This window comes from Paenibacillus sp. PvP094 (genome assembly GCF_040546835.1).
GTDB lineage: Bacteria > Bacillota > Bacilli > Paenibacillales > Paenibacillaceae > Paenibacillus > Paenibacillus illinoisensis.
The window spans coordinates 3,366,458-3,385,200 of record NZ_JBEPOM010000001.1 but is presented as its reverse complement, the minus strand read 5'-3'; the positions used below and the strand labels follow the sequence as shown (position 1 = coordinate 3,385,200).

The following is an 18,743-nucleotide window of genomic DNA, read 5'->3' as shown; positions in this document are numbered from 1 at the left end:
TCCCTCCCATCTCATTACATTTCGTGCCCGGGCCTCGAAGTTCCTGCTTTTCACTCTATAAAATGTATCAGGATGCTTCCTGCACCTTGCTCTTTCTTTTGCCGATACGCTCCAGCTGCTTCCGCAGCGGAGTATAAATGATCAGAGCAAACACGAAATGAATGAACAGATTGGGAATCATATATTCAAGCAAAGCCCAGTCAAAGGTCACATGATTGAGGCGGAAGAGCTTATATAAAAAGAACAACATGGTGTCGTTAAGCAGACTTCCCAAAATGACGACTGTAACCATAACTGGAAGTGGTGCACGCGGTGCCTGGAATATAAGTCCCATCATATAAGCAGATAACCCCATTGCAAATCCATAAGGTCCGATCATCTCTCCATAAAATACAACGTCATGAAGCAGTCCAAAAAAGATGCCGAGCACCAGAGCAGTGTGGCGATGATGATATACAGCGATAAACAGAATGACGATATAGACCAAATTGGCCGAAATGCGCAGTTGCCATCCGGAAGGAATAAGCAGTGGCAAAATCGTCCCTTCCGCGATGAACAAAACGAACAGCAACAGGAACAAGACTTGCTTGCGTGTCACCATTACTCCTTCACCTCGGGAGGAATAACCACCATCAGCTCTTTCCAATCCAGGAAGCTCGCATATGGTTCAATCGTTGCTGTGCGGGTGAGTCCGTATTCGCCAACTTCAATTTTCTTAACTTTCCCGATTCGCATGTACTTCGGAAAATTATTGATAATACCTGATGAGATAATTTCGTCACCTTTTTTGATATCAGACTCTTCCGAAATTTTGGTCATCTTGAACATACCCGTCTTGGGATCAAAGCTCTCGATCATACCGAAAACGGTATCTTCCTTGCCCACCGCTGTTGCTGCAATGGCATTGGAATTGGGATCATTGGCATCCATCGAGGTTAGCAGATTCACCGTTGAGGTATAGGCACTAACGTGACTGATCACCCCAACCAGACCCTCCTGGGAAGTAACTGCCATGCCTGGCTTGATATCCGCGTTCTCCCCAATATCAATATTAATCGTTCTGCTATTAGGATCGGAATTGGCACTGATAACCTGAGCAATACGATATTCGTAGTTATACCGATTTCTCTGTTCAGCCGTAAATTTCAGCAAATCCTTATAACGATCATTGGTTTTCTCCATCTCGTTATACTTCAATCGATCCCGGGTATAGTGCCCCATCGCGATTCGCAACTCTTCATTCTCCTGATATACCGCACGCATGTTCGCTACATCTTTGAAAAAGCCCGCTACAGCAGAAGCGGGCTTGTAAAATACGTATTGTACAAATCCGACTGAATCCTTCAGGAATTTTTCCGGCCAGGATAGAGCGGTTCGCGGACCGAGCGTAAAGCCCATTAACGCGATAAATGTAACAAGGCCCACCAGCAAAACAAAAAGTCTTTTGTTGCCCAGCAGCTTAAACAGTTCGAACACCCTCTAACATCCATATTCTCTTCCGAGCTATGCCCGGCGGGGAGACGTTCAGACTGATAGTCCCTTCGAGAATATTCGCTGATCTCCCCGGGTATGCGGGTAATAGCTCTCCCGACTGAAGTCGGGTCCTCTTCGTTGGCGACTCACGCTTAACGCAAACGTGACATTAAGCGATCCGTGCCGGATTAACGTTTGGAACGAACTGCCGAACTGCTTCTGCTTTTGAACAAATGGATGTTCTCCAGAGCTTTACCTGTTCCGATTGCTACACAATCGAGTGGATTTTCCGCTACGATAACCGGCATACCTGTCTCACCAGCCAGCAGCTTGTCCAGATTGCGGAGCAACGCGCCGCCGCCAGTCAACACGATACCGCGGTCCATAATATCTGCCGCAAGCTCAGGAGGACATTTTTCCAAAGTTACTTTCACAGCTTCAACAATAGCATTTACCGTATCTGCCAGAGCTTCGCTGATTTCATCCGATGTAATCGTGATGGTCTTAGGCAGACCTGTTACGAGATCGCGGCCGCGAATTTCCATCGTTTCCACTTGTTCCAGTGGCATAGCTGAACCGATTTCCATTTTCAATTGTTCGGATGTACGTTCACCAATCATCAAATTGTACTGACGTTTAATATACTGGATGATCGATTCGTCCATCTCATCACCAGCTACACGAACGGAACGGCTTGTTACGATTCCGCCGAGGGAAATGACCGCCACTTCAGTCGTTCCGCCACCGATATCCACAACCATGCTGCCTGTTGGCTCCCATACCGGAAGATCTGCACCAATGGCTGCTGCAAATGGCTCTTCAATCGTGTATGCTTCACGCGCGCCGGCCTGTTTTGTTGCATCTTCAACCGCACGTTGTTCTACCGCTGTAATTCCGGATGGTACGCATACCATAACGTTCGGATGACGCTGGAACATCGAGCGCTGTTTCTGCGCCTGGCGAATAAAGTATTTGATCATCGTTGCCGTCGTATCAAAGTCAGCAATAACGCCGTCCTTCATTGGACGAATCGCACGAATGTTACCAGGAGTACGTCCGATCATTTTTTTGGCAGATTCCCCAACAGCCTCAATGCTCTTGGTATCTGTCCGCAGAGCAACCACCGAAGGCTCCCGCACCACAATACCTTTTCCACGTACATAAACCAGCGTATTCGCTGTCCCCAAATCAATACCCAAATCTTTCGTAAAACCACCAAACATGACGTAATCTCCTTTTCTGCCTCATATTGCCGCCCTATTAACGTTCAGAGCGTTTCATTTTCATTTCCTCTGCAATCCAGCAGGGTTCATCATTCATTGAAATGTATTGCACCTGTAAAGTGAACCTATCTTCTACGGACAACGCCGTCAATATTCATAGGAAAACATCAACGCCAACCATTATATTATACTAAGCCCTTCTCCTTCAAACTTACGTATGTTCCATCGCCGATAATGATGTGGTCCAGCACATCTATGCCCACGATTGAACCTGCTTCAATCAGTCTCTTGGTTATTTGAATATCCTCAGGACTAGGCGTAGGATCACCGCTTGGATGATTGTGTGCACATACGATCGAGGCACTGCTGCATTTGATGGCAGCGCGAAACACTTCACGTGGATGTACAATTGAAGCGTTAAGGCTACCCATGGAAAGTGTTTCCTGGGCAATAATATGATTTTTGCTATTCAGGAAAAGGCACACAAAGTGTTCCTTCTGTAAGTACCGCAGCTGCTCGAGTAAAATATCCGCTGCGTCACGAGGTGTACGGATAGAAGGAGACTGTACCCGTCTGCTCTGCGCAATCCGGTGACCAAGTTCAATACCAGCCTTGAGCTGAACAGCCTTGGCCATACCAATTCCTTTCATGGCAGTCAACTCGTTCAGACTCATATCCATTAGTGAACGAATGCCACCTGCTTCAGTGAGAATGCGCTGTGCCATGTGCACTGCCGATTCCTGCCTCGTACCTGTCCGAAGTAAAATAGCCAGCAGTTCTGCATGGCTTAAGGCGCCCGCCCCATATTCCATCATGCGTTCTCTCGGGCGTTCTTCATGGGGGATGTCGCGCATCATGTACTGAGGCGACTCCATATATTCCCTCTTTTCACATCAATCATTTCCCACAATCAGGCGCGCGGCAGCACATGAACTCCGAATCCATCCAACATGTCGCTGAGCAGGGAAAGAGGCAAGCCCACGACATTAAAGTAACATCCTTCAATGCGGTCTACCAGTGAAGCGCCAATTCCTTGAATTGCATACGACCCTGCTTTGTCCATAGGCTCGCCTGTCTGAACATATGCCCCGATCGTTGCCTCGGACAGTTCCTTCATCGTTACCTCTGTCTGCCGATAGTGCACAACGGACTGTCCATTTCCAGCATCAATACATGCAACACCAGTGAATACACGATGTGTACGTCCCTGAAGTCTGGCGAGCATACGTTCAGCATCCTGTTCATCCACAGGTTTGCCCAGAATGTCTCCATCCAGCACAACGACAGTGTCACTGCCAACAATAATAGCGTCCTGTTCCTGACCTTCAAGCCCACGATAGACAGCCATTGCTTTGCGCATGGCAAGCTCCTGAACCGTCTGCTCAGGAGTCCATTCCGGCGGCGTGTCTTCATCCGCGTGACTCGGTATTACTTTGAAAGCTAGTTGAAGTGAAGCGATCAGATCCTTGCGCCGCGGCGAAGTGGAGGCCAGAATAATAGGGCGCGATTGTAATTTATTCAAAATAAACGGCTCCTTATGCTACGGCGACATCTGTCGCATCACCATAGTAGATGTCATTCGCTTAGTTTCGTCGTCAAAAATCGTCATTCTCCTACAGTCTGCGATACAGCCATACAGCCGCAATAATACCGATCAAACTGAGGAGGCTCATTTGAAATTGAAATGAAATGTCATAACTGATAATATCCAGATCAGCCTGCGGTGACCAACGTATGGTCGTGGCTTTGGTTAGAATGGCTACAGCCTTGACTGGCTGCAGTGCCTTGGCGATCCACGCTCCGGCCATCCAGCCGAGCAGAAGAAACAGTATTAACATGCCGAAGTTTTTTTTCATCGGTTATCTTCCCTCGCCATTTTTTGACACCCACATTATTATACGGGGTTTTGTACGTCAATACAAACACAAATCCGGCAAGGGGAACTATTTCCAGTTCCTTGCCGGACAGGGATTTCGGGGCTGTGTTAGGGGAAGGAAAACTTATTGCATAATCCCTTCAAGCCATTTTTTCTGCTGCAGAACATAATCCATCAGATCCGCTTGTACCGCCCACATGTGTACATCGGAGGGATTTTTGTTATACTCGGCAACTGCCGTAATTGCACTGTTCATCGATTTTTCCATGGCTGAAACGATCGGCGCTGCTTCTTGTCCGAGACCTGCCGAGAGTTTACCCACACCTGTTATCCAGGCCTGGTGCTGATTCTGTAATGCTGTCATCGTTTCCGAGGCTACAGGCTCTGGATTTGCTTGACCAAGCTGCCCGATGGACAATGTGGATAGTTGCTCCACCAATGCATTGCTGCTGCTGAAGAAGAGCTGAACATCTTCCTCATTCATACCGAGAGCTGCAGAGTCCACTGCAGGATATGCGATCTCTTTGACATACAATTCCACACCCTCCGCCTTAAGACGGGAGCTCAGCAGTTTGGCTTCCTCACGGTCGGAAGAGATGCCCGCATACACCCGATTCCCATCGTCCGGATCCGTTCCTGCAGCGATTCCAGCCTGTGAGAGTTCAAGCTTGGCCTGTTCAGCACGTTCAGGCGAACTAAAAACGCCGTACTGAAGCGCATAGTAACTGCCTCCGCTAAGTGCTGACTGTGCTTGTTGGTCCGTCCCGGAAGCACCCTGCACTCCCGTAACACTCGATACTGGTTGATTGGTTTGGGGAAGTACGTCCGGACCTGTTCCTTCCCGATTAAACAAAGAGAGAATAACCATACCGAAAAGGGCACCGGTGACCAGTGCTCCCGTAACCGAACCAATCATCTTCCAGCCCCTCGGAGGGCGATTTCGCTTGTAGGAGTAATGATCACGATCCCCCATCCAGTCATGACCCACATCATTGCTGTCTTCAGGAAGCTCTTTCTCATTTTCGTCAGGGTACACTGTAGAATCCGAATAAACATACTGCGACTGCACAGGATCCGGATTCCGGTCCTTTCTCTGATCCGGCGCCAGTATACTTGTCCCGCTCAGGGTGGTCTCTCCCCAATCTCCAGGGATATCCTCCGGTGTCCATGAAGGCGCGACATCGATCCGCGGAGCACTGTGCGATATCTCATCAGATAAGGGTGGAAAGGTTCCAATCACCTTCTCATCCTTATGATTCGGCTTGTCCGACTCGTTCTCCCCGAAACGAAACGTCATTCTAGCATTGCTCACCCCGTACCCTCTCCTTTGTCCCATTTATATCAGCTATATGCCCAGAGACAATGAAAGATTCCTAGAAATTCAAAAACCCGCCTGCTTCTTTACGAAGACAAGCGGGTCATAAAATGGACTATTTCAGTCCTTTGGCCAGTGTGTCGCCAACCTTCCAGATGTCCCCTGCTCCCATCGTGAGGACAAGATCTCCTGGCTGCAGACGATTCTGCAAATCGGCTACCACTTCTTCCTTGGTAGGCAAATAACGAGCAGCAGCATTACTGTTCTGAACAATTAGTTCAACCAGCTTAGCGGAGTGAACACCTTCAATCTGTTTTTCTCCCGCCGGAGAATAGATGTCGGTAATAAGTACCTCATCTGCCTCAGCGAAAGCACGACTAAACGCATCCAGCAGGAAGAAGGTACGCGTATATCTCTGCGGCTGGAACACCGCGATAATACGTTTCCCTGTCGCTTTCGCTGCACTGATGGTTGCCTCAATTTCAGTCGGATGATGAGCATAGTCATCGATAACCAGAATATCCCGTGCTTCACCCAGCACCTGGAATCTGCGTTTGGCACCATGGAACTGAATAATGGCAGCCGTGATTTTTTCAAACGGAATGCCTGCTTCCAGACAGGTAATGACCGTAGCCATGGCGTTGTAAACATTATGTTTGCCTGGAACAGAGAGCTCTACCGTTCCTAGTGCGTTACCCTGATGGCTCATGGTGAAGGAGATTCTGCGGTCACCCAGTACGATATCCGATGCCATATAATCGGCCTTCTGATCAATGCCGTATGTCGTGACTCGGGATTTCAGCTCAGGTAAAATGCTTTGAACGTTCTCATCATCCGCACAGACAATGGCTGTTCCTTCCGGACGAATTTGACTCAAGAACTGTACATACGCTTTTTTGAGCTCCTCGAAGTCGCTGTTGTAATTCTCCAGATGATCGGCTTCAATATTGGTCACAATACCTAGCCACGGATGATACTGCAAGAACGATCCATCACTCTCATCTGCTTCAGCCACGACCCAATCGCCCTGCCCCGCCTTCGCATTGGTTCCCAAATTCATGATTTCTCCACCAATGATATACGTTGGGTCTGTATCGCATTTGTCCATGACAAGTGCAATCATTGAGGAAGTCGTCGTTTTGCCGTGGGCACCTGCAACCGCAACACCTTTGCGCTCATTGAGCAGGCGCGCCAGCATCTGTGCACGGTGAAGAATCGGAATATTAAGCTGCTCGGCTGCAACTCGCTCCACATTATCCGCCGGAGCTGCTGTAGAATAGACCACAAGATCTGCTCCATTTACGTGTTCAGCCGTATGTCCGATATATATTTTCGCTCCCTTGGCTGCCAGCTTCTCAGTCAACTCCTGTGAAGCGACGTCCGATCCGGTAACGGTGTATCCCATCTCCAGCATAACTCGTGCGATGGCACTCATGCCATATCCGCCAATCCCTATAAAATGAACGTGTTCTGATGTATTTAACAAAACTTTCACCAACCTTTTTCAGAATCGGTTTGATGCAAAAGGGCTGCCCTCACATCTGCAATGAGATACAGTGTGCCGGACACCACCCCCAGATCTTCCGCTTCCGTCCGTGACTTCAATAGATCAAGTGCCTTCGCCCAATCGGGCTCGACGATGATTTCCAGATTCTCTTTCGCAATGGCGGGACGTAACCGCTCGACGATCTGCAGCAATTCGGCTGCATCCATTTTGCGTCGGAAATCTGGCTCGGTCAGGATCAGCGTATCCACTAGTGGCAGTATATGCTGCAAATACGCTTCGTGATGCTTATTCGCCAGCATGCCCATCATCAAATTTAACTTGTTGTGAGGATAAACGTCGACAATGCTCTTGGCCAGTGACTCTGCCCCTTCCGGATTATGCGCACCATCCAGTACAATTCGGGGTTCGTGAACGACCTTCTCGAATCGGCCAGCCCAGAAGGCGTTCTCCAATCCAAGGGCAATATCTCTGTCATCCAGAATGAATGCCATGTACTGTCTGAGCAATTCAAGCACCATAAGAGCACCCGCAGCATTATCTATCTGATAAATGCCCTGCATTCGAATGCGAGCATCCATCTCGCGGAATGGTCCTGCAAAATGAAAGGATTGACCATTCTCATCACTATGGAGTCTATGGTAAGAAAATTGTTCTCCGGACAAATACACAGTTGATCGGACTTGCTGGGCCTTTTCCTGAATCACCTTAACAGCCTCTGGCTGCGTAACACAGGTGACAACAGGTACGCCTGGTTTAATAATGCCTGCTTTTTCTCCCGCGATCGCTTCAATGGTATCACCCAGGACATCCGTATGATCCATACCGATATTCGTAATGACCGAAACCACGGGTGTAACGATATTCGTTACGTCCATCCTTCCCCCCAGTCCAGTCTCCCATACTACTACATCCGGATAACACTCTTCTGCGTAGTACAAGAGTGCCAGGGCTGTAGACACTTCGAACATGGTAGGTGATCCAAGAACAGTAGTGGCCATATCTGTGACCAGCGGATGGAGTCGATTCGCCAGCTTCAGCAGAGTCTCTTCCGGAATATCCTCGCCGTTGTATTGAAAACGATTCGTGAATTTCGTGATATACGGAGACGTAAACGTTCCTACATCGTACCCCGCCTGAAGCAGCACCGACGTCAAAAAAGCGCAAGTCGAACCTTTTCCGTTCGTTCCCGCGACATGAATAAATTTGAGACGCTGATGAGGATTACCGAGCAATGACATGAGCTCCGTGATTCGTTCCAATCCGGGTCTGATGCCAAAAGGAATAAGGCCATTGATCCAGTCCACAGCCTCGTCATAGGTATGCAGAGGGGCATCTACGCCCGTGCCATTAAGTTCCGTCATATGTTTCACCTTCGGTCCCGAGTTTGATTGAAAAAAGCGGCCGGATGGCATGCTTGCTCTCCATCCGACCAGAAACATTAACCTTTCAGTTCCTTGATCCGGGCGATGACTTTATCCCGTTTATCCGAATAATCCGCTTGTTTGGCGCGTTCTTCCTCAATAACCTTGGCCGGTGCCTTGGCTACGAAGCCTTCATTCGCCAGCTTTTTCTCTACACGGAGTACTTCGCCTTCAAGGTTCTGCAGCTCTTTCTCCAGGCGAGCCACTTCCTGCTCAATATCAATCAGTCCAGCCAGCGGCAAGTAAAGTTCAGCTCCCGTAATTACAGCACTCATGGCCTTATCCGGTGAACTCAGATCAAGTCCGCTGTCGAACTCGGATGTATTGCAGAATCGTTGAATGTAGTGGCTGTTGCGTTCGATAATGCTGAATGTCTCGGCGCTGTTCGCTTTTACCATCAATTCAATCTTCTTGCTCATCGGCACGTTTACTTCTGCACGAATGTTACGTACGGCACGAATGGTATCCATGAGCAGGTTCATTTCGGCAACGGCTTCCGGATTTTCCAGGGCAGGATCATACACTGGCCAAGAAGCAAGTGTAATCGTCTCGCCTTCATGAGGCAGATGCTGCCAGATCTCTTCCGAGATGTAAGGCATAAACGGGTGAATCAGGCGCATGGTGTGGTCCAGGACATAAGCGAGTACCGATTGTGTTTTTTTCTTGGCAACCGGATCTTCACCGTAGAAGGACAACTTGGAAAATTCAATATACCAGTCACAGAGGTCATCCCAGATAAAGTTGTACAGCACTCGTCCTGTTTCACCAAATTCGTATGCTTCGATTAGACGCGTAATATCGCGGGAAGTTTCGTTCAGACGGTGCAAAATCCAATAATCCGCTGTTCCAAGCTCTCCGCTGATGTCGCGATCTTCGTAAGTAAAGCCTTCCAGATTCATCAGTGCGAAACGTGATGCATTCCAGATTTTGTTAGCAAAGTTACGTGCCTGTTCTACCCGCTCCCAGCGGAAACGAAGATCCTGGCCAGGCGTGCTGCTGGTGGAGATCATATAACGCATCGCGTCTGCACCATATTTCTCAATAACATCCAGCGGATCCACACCGTTACCGAGTGATTTGGACATTTTACGACCATCCGCATCACGAACCAGACCATGCATCAGAACATCTTTGAATGGAATTTCGTCCGTGAACTCCAGAGCTGTGAAGATCATCCGTGCAACCCAGAAATAAATGATGTCATATCCGGTTACAAGCACACTTGTCGGATAGTAACGTTTCAGATCTTCAGCATCTTCAGGCCAGCCGAGCGTGGAGAAAGGCCATAATGCCGAACTGAACCACGTATCCAGAACATCTTCATCCTGTCTTAGCTTACGACCAGCGTACTCTGGCAGTGTTGTTGGATCTTCAGCCGATACAATAATTTCGCCAGTCTCATCGTCGTACCAGGCAGGAATACGATGTCCCCACCACAACTGACGTGAGATACACCAGTCACGAACATTTTCGATCCAGTTCAGATATGTTTTCTCAAAACGATCCGGAACGAAGTTTACGCCTTCCCCGTTTTGCTGTTTTTGAATGGCTCTTTCGGCGAGAGGCTTCATCTCAACAAACCATTGTGTGGACAAATAAGGCTCAACCACAGCTCCCGTCCGTTCGCTGTGTCCAACCTGGTGTGTGTGATCCTCAATGTTGATCAAGACACCAAGTTCCTGCAAATCTGCGACGATCTGCTTGCGGCAGTCACTGCGATCCATACCCTGATATTTGCCTGCTTCCGCATTCATGGTACCTGTCTCATCCATTACTGTGATCTGAGGCAGGTTGTGGCGAAGACCCACTTCGAAGTCATTCGGATCATGTGCAGGCGTAATTTTTACAGCACCGCTTCCGAATTCCTTATCAACATAATCATCTGCAATAACCGGAATCTCCCGGCCGATAATTGGCAGGATCAGCGTTTTGCCAATCATGTCTGCATAGCGTTCATCTTTTGGATGAACCGCAACCGCAGTATCACCGAGCATCGTCTCCGGACGAGTCGTCGCCACTGTAACATAACCGCTACCGTCCTTAAGTGGATATTTCAGATGATACAGGTGTCCCTGAACCTCTTTGTATTCAACCTCGATGTCAGACAATGCAGTACGGTTCACCGGATCCCAGTTAATAATGCGTTTGCCTCTGTAAATCAGGCCTTTTTCATATAGTTGAACAAACACTTTGCGCACCGCTTGGGAAAGCCCTTCATCGAGCGTGAAGCGTTCACGTGAATAATCCAGGGAGAGCCCCATTTTACCCCACTGCTGACGGATCGTTGTCGCGTATTGGTCTTTCCAATCCCAGACTTTATCCAGGAACTTCTCGCGTCCAAGATCATAGCGGGTCAAGCCTTCTTCACGCAGCTTTTGCTCTACTTTGGTTTGAGTCGCAATACCTGCATGGTCGGAACCTGGGAGCCACAGGGCGTCATATCCCTGCATCCGTTTGGTGCGAATCAGGATATCCTGGAGTGTGAAATCCAGTGCATGCCCGATATGAAGCATGCCTGTTACGTTCGGGGGTGGGATTACAATGGTATATGGCTCAGCATCCTTGCGCTGACCAGCCTTGAAATATCCACGCTCTGTCCAGGTAGAATACCATTTCTGCTCCGCAGCTTTCGGATCATACGTCGTCGGCATTTCAGTTGCCGCTGATTTTTTTTCTTCAGACATGTGTCATTCCTCCGTTACTTAATCATCATCGCCAAAAAACAAAAAAACCTTTCATCCATCAAAGGACGAAAGGTTAGCTTTCGCGGTACCACCTTTGTTTCACGCAGACAGAAAGAAACAGCATGCCTTTCTGAGGCTATCGTGACACTTCAAGCAGATAACGGCTGCTACCGGCCCATCCTACTTCAGGAACAAACAAATCACAATGACATGTTTCATCGTTCCTCATATTCAAACAGGCAACTCCTGGGCGACTTCGATCAGTAGGTTCCTGCGGAATTTCTCAGCGCTGCAATCCCGCTCTCTGAAAGGCCTTGCTGTCTACTACTCCCATTCGACGTTGTTCTTTAAAAAACCTAAACACATCATACCCTGACCGTGCCCGATAGTCAACCTGACAACAGCGGAAACGGGCGGCAGCCCTGCATGTTAAGGCAAAAAGCAGCAAAAACCCGCAATCCTTATTGGATTGCGGGTTGGTATGGACGTTATTTTACAAGTCAGAGGTCAGGGGATGTATAGAATCTGCCCCTCTTCAACGACCTGTTCAGATAACCGATTGTATAACTGGAGCTCCCGGGTGCTCAATTGGTAGCGGTCAGCAATGCTATCCAAGGTCTCTTCCCGCTGGACGATGCACAGTTTAACTTTGCGGAATGGTGTCTGATCCACAATCGTGCCCAAAAACAGGTTCTTCCACTGAACATCATCTGCCTGGTAGGCTTCTTCCTGTACGGAGCCAGCGACCGAATCGTCCTCCCGATCCGTTTCTGTATCCCGCACCGACCTACCCGAGGACAACAGGGACGAGATACCCACCCCTTCTTCCTGTCTTGGTGAAGACTCCCTCTTGCTGCCAAACGCTACTTTGAGCTCTGGCTTGTCTTCTGTCTCAGCCACAGGTTCAGGAATGAACGAAACAGGCTCTGAAGATTCATCTGCATCCACTGCTTCCGGTGCAGAAGGTCTTTCCCCCTCGGCAGATTCCAGTTCAGACGTTCCAAACACTTCCTGCCAATTTTCTGCTGGCTTCTCAGCCTCCGTCTGATCTTCCTGCGGTGAACCCGACCTGGAAGATTCGAAATTCCAAACATTCGAAACAGCCAAGTCTTCCGATGGTTGTTGGCTCAGCCCCGTGTTTGTATGTAAGGTCTCCACGGAAGGCTCGGCCCAGACAGATGGTGATTCCTCAGCCAGAGGTAGCAATGGCTCTGACTCCGGATAAGAAGCCAGCCGGTCTGCAGTCTCCGCCATAAAAGACGAGACGGGTGAAGGTGAGGAGGGCACTTCATTATCGGTTGCTTCATCTTCTTGGGTGATTAATGAAGGAACGTTATCTTCAGCCGGTCTTTTCTGATATTCTTCTTCATCTTGATTCTCAAGCGTATCAGCATAGATCTGTTGCGGTGCAGGAATTAACTGCTCTTCCGGCTGCGCATCTTCTTCATAACGGATACTTTCTTCAGCGGCTTGCTGCGGATTTCCTGGCAATTCTGATGTGTATAGAGACTCGGCCGTTATAGGCAGACCTTCCTCTTCACTGCGCTGCAGCAGATATTCCTGGGCAAAGGTGTTCAGCCCAGCATCTGCGTCCTCTGCCTCCGGAGTCCGGTTAACCTGCTGCGGATCAGGGGAGTGTACCACGGTAAACTCTTCCGCTGACCAGGCCTGCGGCTCTTCAACAGGAAAGCCCTCAATGCCACGCAGTGACAACACACCTGTAATATTCAAGCTTCGGCTGGATAACAAATCCACATCAAAGTTTTCAATCTCAATCGAGATATCCTCAAGCGATCTTACCCGATTCAGGGGAACCGTGATCTCAACCGGAATAAAATGTTTCAGTTCCTCCGAGATCTCGTTCTCTCCCCGATACGCACCTGTAAGCAAAAGATGGCCTCGCAACGTTGCATGATCATCCTGACCGATGACTTGAATACGCGGGTATAACTCAATTTCCTCCAGTTCCTCAATGGCAGGGACTCCCTCGGACAAATGAACGCGCTCATAAATATCGAACCGCAAACCATAAGGTTGATTCAACAAAGGTGGCGTCCTCCTTTCGGCATATGTTCACCATGATCCTTCTCATGGGACTGATCCATGGTCCAAATCCTTCGTTACCCCATCTATATGCCATCGATGAGATGAGCATGCCACCTTTGTTCAAAGCTTGCCTTTTTATTAGGTTGATCGTTCCCGCTGGACTAGCTGTTCAAAATCGGAAGGCCACGGATCTCGAACTTCAATCAGCGCTCCCGTGAGCGGATGATTAAACGTTAACACTTCACCATGAAGTGCCTGGCGTCCAATGGCATCTGACCTTCCTCCATACAGCTGATCGCCAACAAGCGGGTGTCCGGCATAACTCAGATGCACTCTGATCTGATGCGTACGTCCAGTATCCAGTATTAAACGCACAAGTGTAGCTCGCTCCCACACTTCCACAATCTCTACATGTGTTACTGCTTCCTGCCCACTCTCGGAAACGCGTCTGCGCTGCTTGTGATGCCTGTCCTTACCGATGGGCGCGTCAATTTTGCTGCATTCCGGAGATACTCGCCCTTCAGCAATGGCTACATACTGACGCCCAATTTCTTTACGACGCATGGCCTCATCCAATTTTGCCAGAGCAAATGCATTCTTGGCATAGAGAACGGGGCCTGTTGTATCTTCATCGAGGCGATGCACATGGCGCACGCTGGTGTCGATACCATTGATCTCATAATAAGAGGCGACAGCGTGATCCAGCGTAATGGCATGATCGGCACGAGTTCCATCCGGATGGAGCTTCATACCCGCTGGTTTATGTACAACCAGACTAAAATCATCCTCGTACAGCACCTCAATCTCTGCCCAACGGGGTTCAACGTCAATGGGCTGAGATGCAAAAAGGGCCAGCCGAAGCCGGTCCCCTGCGAGTTGAATTCCGTGATTTGCCTTGAGCTGGCGAAGCAGCTTTTCTGGAAACGAAAGTTCAGTGAGCAGCCATTGCTCTGCCGCAAGCTGTCTGTCTGGACTGCCTGTTACCACTTTGCCTGGCATCAGCTCCAGCCATTCTCCACGACGTTTCCAACTTTTAATCGTCATAGAGATTGAAGAGCCTTGCGGTTTGCTTCAATCGTATCGTCAATGTCCTGCTCTGTATGCACACCAGACACAAACATGCCTTCAAACTGGGAAGGTGCCACGCTTACACCCTGATCAACCATTGCTGCGAAGTAGCGAACAAACTGATCCAAATTGCTTCCTTTGGCTATATCGTAATTGGTAACAGGTACACTGCTGAAGAACGGACATACCATGGAACCAACGCGGTTAATGGTTACTGCAATACCCGTCTCTACTGCATTCTTTTCGAAGCCAGCCTGCAAACGAGCCGACAACGTCTCCAAACGATCATAGACTTCCGGTGTCAACAGTTTGAGGGTGGTATATCCTGCTGCCATAGCCAGTGGGTTACCACTCAGTGTTCCCGCTTGATAGATCGGACCGGTTGGAGCGATCTGCTCCATCAGATCCCGACGACCACCATATGCTCCGACCGGAAGGCCGCCGCCGATAACTTTACCAAGACATGTCAGATCGGGCGTAACACCATATCGCCCCTGTGCACAGTTCAAGCCGACACGGAAACCAGTCATGACTTCGTCAAAGATGAGCAGGCTGCCGTACTGGCTCGTCAGACTGCGCAGGCCTTCAAGAAAGCCCTCTGCTGGAGGTACAACGCCCATATTCCCAGCCACAGGCTCGACAATGACAGCAGCCAGCTCCTCACCAAAACGTTCAAAGGCAAGGCTAACCGATTCCAGATCATTGTAAGGTACCGTGATCGTATTGGTAGCAACCCCTTCAGGAACTCCAGGACTGTCTGGCAATCCAAGGGTAGCGACACCGGAGCCCGCTTTGATCAGCAAGCTGTCCGCATGTCCGTGATATGAACCTTCAAACTTCAAAATTTTGCTGCGCCCCGTTACACCGCGCGCCAATCTGATGGCACTCATGGTTGCTTCCGTACCCGAGTTGACCATCCGCACAATATCAATGGATGGTACGCGTTCGCAAACAAGCTTAGCCATCTCGGTCTCCAGCAGCGTTGGAGCACCAAAGCTCGTTCCTTTTAGAGCTGTTTCACGCAGTGCTTCAACAACATCAGGATGGGCATGTCCCATGATAAGCGGTCCCCATGAGCCCACATAATCAATAAATACATTGCCATCAATATCGTAAATTTTGGACCCTTCTCCGCGTTCTGCATAGATCGGGGTAAGTCCTACGGATTTGAATGCCCGAACGGGACTGTTTACGCCTCCAGGTATGTACTGCTTGGCTTCCTCAAATGCGCTGCGTGAGCGCTCATCGTTTCGTCTTTTTCCTGATTGTGCAGTCATGAACATCCTCCTTAATGATGAAGGCCCCACTCCTTATATGAACAGTAAACTGATCTATACAAGCGACATAACAGGGTCGTGCAGGGCCTTGCTATATGTTGATCATTTTATAACGACTCTCTTAGCAAACGTGTAATTACAAAGAACTATTACTTCTCAGCCAACCAGCGGGAGGCATCTTTTCCGTAATACGTAATGATCATATCCGCACCCGCGCGTTTCATGCTAAGCAGAATTTCCATGGCGACCTTTTTCTCATCAATCCAACCCTGCATTGCTGCAGCCTTCACCATGGCATACTCACCACTTACATTATAGGCCACAAGCGGGAGGTCAAATTGATCCTTGATTGTACGCATCACGTCCAGATAGGAGAGTGACGGTTTCACCATCAGCATGTCTGCTCCTTCAAGCACATCCGTTTCGGCTTCGCGCAGTGCCTCGCGGGCATTGGCCGGGTCCATCTGATATGATTTGCGATCTCCAAACTGTGGTGTGGAATCCGCTGCTTCACGGAAGGGACCATAAAAAGCAGATGCATATTTAACGGAGTATGACATGATTGGAATATGGCTGAATCCATTCTCATCCAGTCCTGCCCGAATGGCCTGGACAAATCCATCCATCATATTGGATGGGGCAATAATATCTGCACCTGCTTTGGCTTGGGATACAGCTGTTTTTACAAGCAGATCCAGTGATTCATCATTCAGAACATCTCCGCAGATATGTCCGTCAACTTCCACGGTATGCACCATGCCGCAGTGCCCGTGATCCGTAAATTCACACAGGCAGGTATCTGCCACAACCAGCAGGTCGGGATACCAGGACTTAATCAATTTCGTTGCTTCCTGCACAATACCATCTTCAGCGAAACCAGAAGAACCAATACTATCCTTTGTCTCAGGAATACCGAACAACAACACGGCCGGAATTCCCAGCTCGGCAATCTCTTTTACCTCTTCCTGCAGACGGTCAAGAGAAAAACGGAATACGCCTGGCATCGATTTGATCTCGGATTTTACGTTTTCACCGTAAGTTACATAGATGGGCTGGATAAAATCATCCACGGTCAGATGAGTCTCTCTGACCATATTGCGGATGCCTGTAGATTGACGTAAGCGACGGTGTCGTACAATTGGAAAACTCATATAGATACATCCTCTCTTAGAGTAAAGTAGAGCAAAAAGGGAAGCGCGCCGGTATCCTAACGAATTCAGCACGCTTCATCAATCTGCATTTTGGTATATGGATACGATCTATTACAATAGCGATACAATTCCTAAATCAACGAGGCACTGCCCCTTCTGGAGAAGGCGTCCTTTTCCATTCAATCAGCGCAGAGATCATACTTTCGATCGTTGCTTCTGCGGCCATCAGCGTTACCTTCAAGCCAGCTGCTTCTGCCGTTTTGGCAGTCACTGGCCCGATGCAAGCAACCTCGACATTCTTTAACAACGGTAATGGATCTTGGAGTCCCATCCGTTTAAGCATCTCCATGAAGTTCGTAACCGTTGAAGAGCTCGTGAACGTCACCGCGTGAATACCGCCTTCTTCCAGCAGCTTCAGAAGTTCATCATCATCCTCACCCGCGAGTACGGTGTCATAGATGATCGCTTCCGTGACCTCAAGTCCACGTTCCTTCAACTGGTCAGGTAACCAGGATCTTGCCAGATCACCGTGGGGAAGCAGCACTTTCTGACCTTTTTTCAGTTCACTCTCAAAAGCTTCCAGCATACCTTCCTGCTGAAAAGGCCCTTTGACCACTTCAGCAACAATGCCGTGCTTGCGCAAGGCCTCGGCAGTTGAAGGTCCAACCGCAGCAACTCTTGCTTGATGCATGGCCCGGATATCCTTGCCTTGCTCTTCCAGATGACGGAAGAAAAATTCCACACCGTTTACGCTCGTGAAAAATACCCAATCAAATGTATTTAACGCACCGAAGGCATCCTTGACACTTTGTTTTGCTGTTTCACTTGAAGGCATAACGGTTTCGATAACTGGAAACTCATACGGTTCACCACCAAGTTCCTCGATGCGGTTCACCAGTTCACTCGCCTGACTGCGAGCGCGCGTCACCAGAATTCGTTTGCCGAACAACGGTAGTACCTCAGCCCATTTCAATTGCTCACGTTGGTTCACCACTTCCCCCACAACAATGACTGCAGGCGGTTGGAAGTTGGCTGCAATGACCTTGGCTTCTATATTTTCAAGCGTACCCACAAGGGTATCCTGCTCAGCTCTTGTTCCCCAACGAACCAGTGCGACTGGTGTCTGTGCCGGTCGGCCATGACGGATGAGCTGTTCACTGATATAGCCGATCTTGCCTACACCCATCATAAATACCAGTGTTCCCGTTGCGTTCGTTACTTTATCCCAATGAATGCTGCGATCCAGCTTGTCCGGGCTTTCATGCCCTGTAATAATGGAAATGGATGATGCATAATCGCGGTGGGTCACCGGTATTCCGGCATAAGCAGGTACACTTATGGCTGCGGTAACCCCAGGCACGATTTCAAAAGGAATGCCGTTTTTGCGCAGCAGGTCTGCCTCTTCGCCGACGCGTCCAAATATCGTTGGATCTCCGCCTTTCAGCCGAACAACCACTTTCCCTTCAAGGGCCAGATCGACGAGCAGCTGATTAATCTCTTCCTGTTTCATCGTGTGACGGTCAGGCCGCTTGCCTACGTAAATCTTCACTGCGCCAGGCTTCATCTGTTTTAACAATCTCGGACTGGCCAAACGATCATAGACTACAGCATCTGCTTTGCCGATAGACTCCCATCCTTTTACCGTTATCAGCTTAGCATCCCCTGGACCTGCTCCTACCAAAAAGACCTTTCCCACCATGTC

15 protein-coding genes and 1 other annotated feature are annotated in these 18,743 nt (G+C 49.1%); all 15 genes read right to left on the bottom strand.

The genetic code is table 11. The features are described from left to right. Positions 1-67: 67 nt before the first annotated feature. The 15 genes from mreD to cobA all read right to left on the bottom strand — a co-directional run bounded on the left by mreD (position 68) and on the right by cobA (position 18,740). Entirely contained in the window at positions 68-601 is a 534-nt protein-coding gene (gene mreD, locus ABIC22_RS15605) for a rod shape-determining protein MreD (RefSeq protein ID WP_095361431.1), read from the bottom strand. Beyond that, positions 601-1,476, bottom strand: coding sequence for a rod shape-determining protein MreC (gene mreC, locus ABIC22_RS15600; protein WP_127541087.1), 876 nt, complete (start codon positions 1,474-1,476; stop codon positions 601-603). The genes mreD and mreC overlap by 1 nt, the downstream gene beginning before the upstream one ends. 185 nt (positions 1,477-1,661) lie before the next feature. Next, complete coding sequence (locus ABIC22_RS15595) at positions 1,662-2,696, bottom strand: rod shape-determining protein (RefSeq protein WP_095293312.1); 1,035 nt, start codon at positions 2,694-2,696, stop codon at positions 1,662-1,664. 185 nt (positions 2,697-2,881) lie between these two features. After that, positions 2,882-3,571, bottom strand: a complete 690-nt coding sequence (gene radC, locus ABIC22_RS15590) for a RadC family protein (protein ID WP_095361429.1) — start codon at positions 3,569-3,571, stop codon at positions 2,882-2,884. A gap of 35 nt (positions 3,572-3,606) precedes the next feature. Further along, on the bottom strand, positions 3,607-4,218 hold the full coding sequence (locus ABIC22_RS15585) for a Maf family protein (protein ID WP_483312549.1): 612 nt from the start codon (positions 4,216-4,218) through the stop codon (positions 3,607-3,609). Between the two features lie 91 nt (positions 4,219-4,309). After that, on the bottom strand, positions 4,310-4,552 hold the full coding sequence (locus tag ABIC22_RS15580; RefSeq protein ID WP_095293309.1) for a DUF4321 domain-containing protein: 243 nt from the start codon (positions 4,550-4,552) through the stop codon (positions 4,310-4,312). 144 nt (positions 4,553-4,696) lie between these two features. Then, positions 4,697-5,884: an SPOR domain-containing protein gene (locus tag ABIC22_RS15575; RefSeq protein ID WP_354481978.1), complete on the bottom strand. Its 1,188-nt coding sequence runs from the start codon at positions 5,882-5,884 to the stop codon at positions 4,697-4,699. A 118-nt stretch (positions 5,885-6,002) separates the two neighbouring features. Then, positions 6,003-7,322, bottom strand: coding sequence for a UDP-N-acetylmuramate--L-alanine ligase (gene murC, locus ABIC22_RS15570; RefSeq protein WP_246058581.1), 1,320 nt, complete (start codon positions 7,320-7,322; stop codon positions 6,003-6,005). A gap of 56 nt (positions 7,323-7,378) precedes the next feature. Further along, positions 7,379-8,755 carry a bifunctional folylpolyglutamate synthase/dihydrofolate synthase gene (locus ABIC22_RS15565; protein ID WP_354481975.1) on the bottom strand — a complete coding sequence of 459 codons (1,377 nt, stop codon included), beginning with the start codon at positions 8,753-8,755 and terminating at the stop codon, positions 7,379-7,381. A gap of 77 nt (positions 8,756-8,832) precedes the next feature. Then, positions 8,833-11,499 (bottom strand): valine--tRNA ligase, encoded by a 2,667-nt coding sequence (locus tag ABIC22_RS15560; RefSeq protein ID WP_127541077.1) that lies wholly within the window; start codon positions 11,497-11,499, stop codon positions 8,833-8,835. 58 nt (positions 11,500-11,557) lie between these two features. Further along, positions 11,558-11,846 (bottom strand) — a binding site (T-box leader). A 160-nt stretch (positions 11,847-12,006) separates the two neighbouring features. Beyond that, positions 12,007-13,545: a LysM peptidoglycan-binding domain-containing protein gene (locus ABIC22_RS15555; RefSeq protein WP_354481972.1), complete on the bottom strand. Its 1,539-nt coding sequence runs from the start codon at positions 13,543-13,545 to the stop codon at positions 12,007-12,009. 138 nt (positions 13,546-13,683) lie between these two features. Then, entirely contained in the window at positions 13,684-14,589 is a 906-nt protein-coding gene (locus ABIC22_RS15550; protein WP_354481970.1) for an RluA family pseudouridine synthase, read from the bottom strand. Continuing rightward, positions 14,586-15,890, bottom strand: a complete 1,305-nt coding sequence (gene hemL / locus ABIC22_RS15545; protein WP_354481967.1) for a glutamate-1-semialdehyde 2,1-aminomutase — start codon at positions 15,888-15,890, stop codon at positions 14,586-14,588. Before hemL ends, ABIC22_RS15550 begins: the two co-directional genes overlap by 4 nt. A gap of 149 nt (positions 15,891-16,039) precedes the next feature. Then, complete coding sequence (gene hemB, locus ABIC22_RS15540) at positions 16,040-17,041, bottom strand: porphobilinogen synthase (RefSeq protein ID WP_154896288.1); 1,002 nt, start codon at positions 17,039-17,041, stop codon at positions 16,040-16,042. A gap of 136 nt (positions 17,042-17,177) precedes the next feature. After that, entirely contained in the window at positions 17,178-18,740 is a 1,563-nt protein-coding gene (cobA, locus tag ABIC22_RS15535) for a uroporphyrinogen-III C-methyltransferase (RefSeq protein WP_354481964.1), read from the bottom strand. Positions 18,741-18,743: the final 3 nt, after the last annotated feature.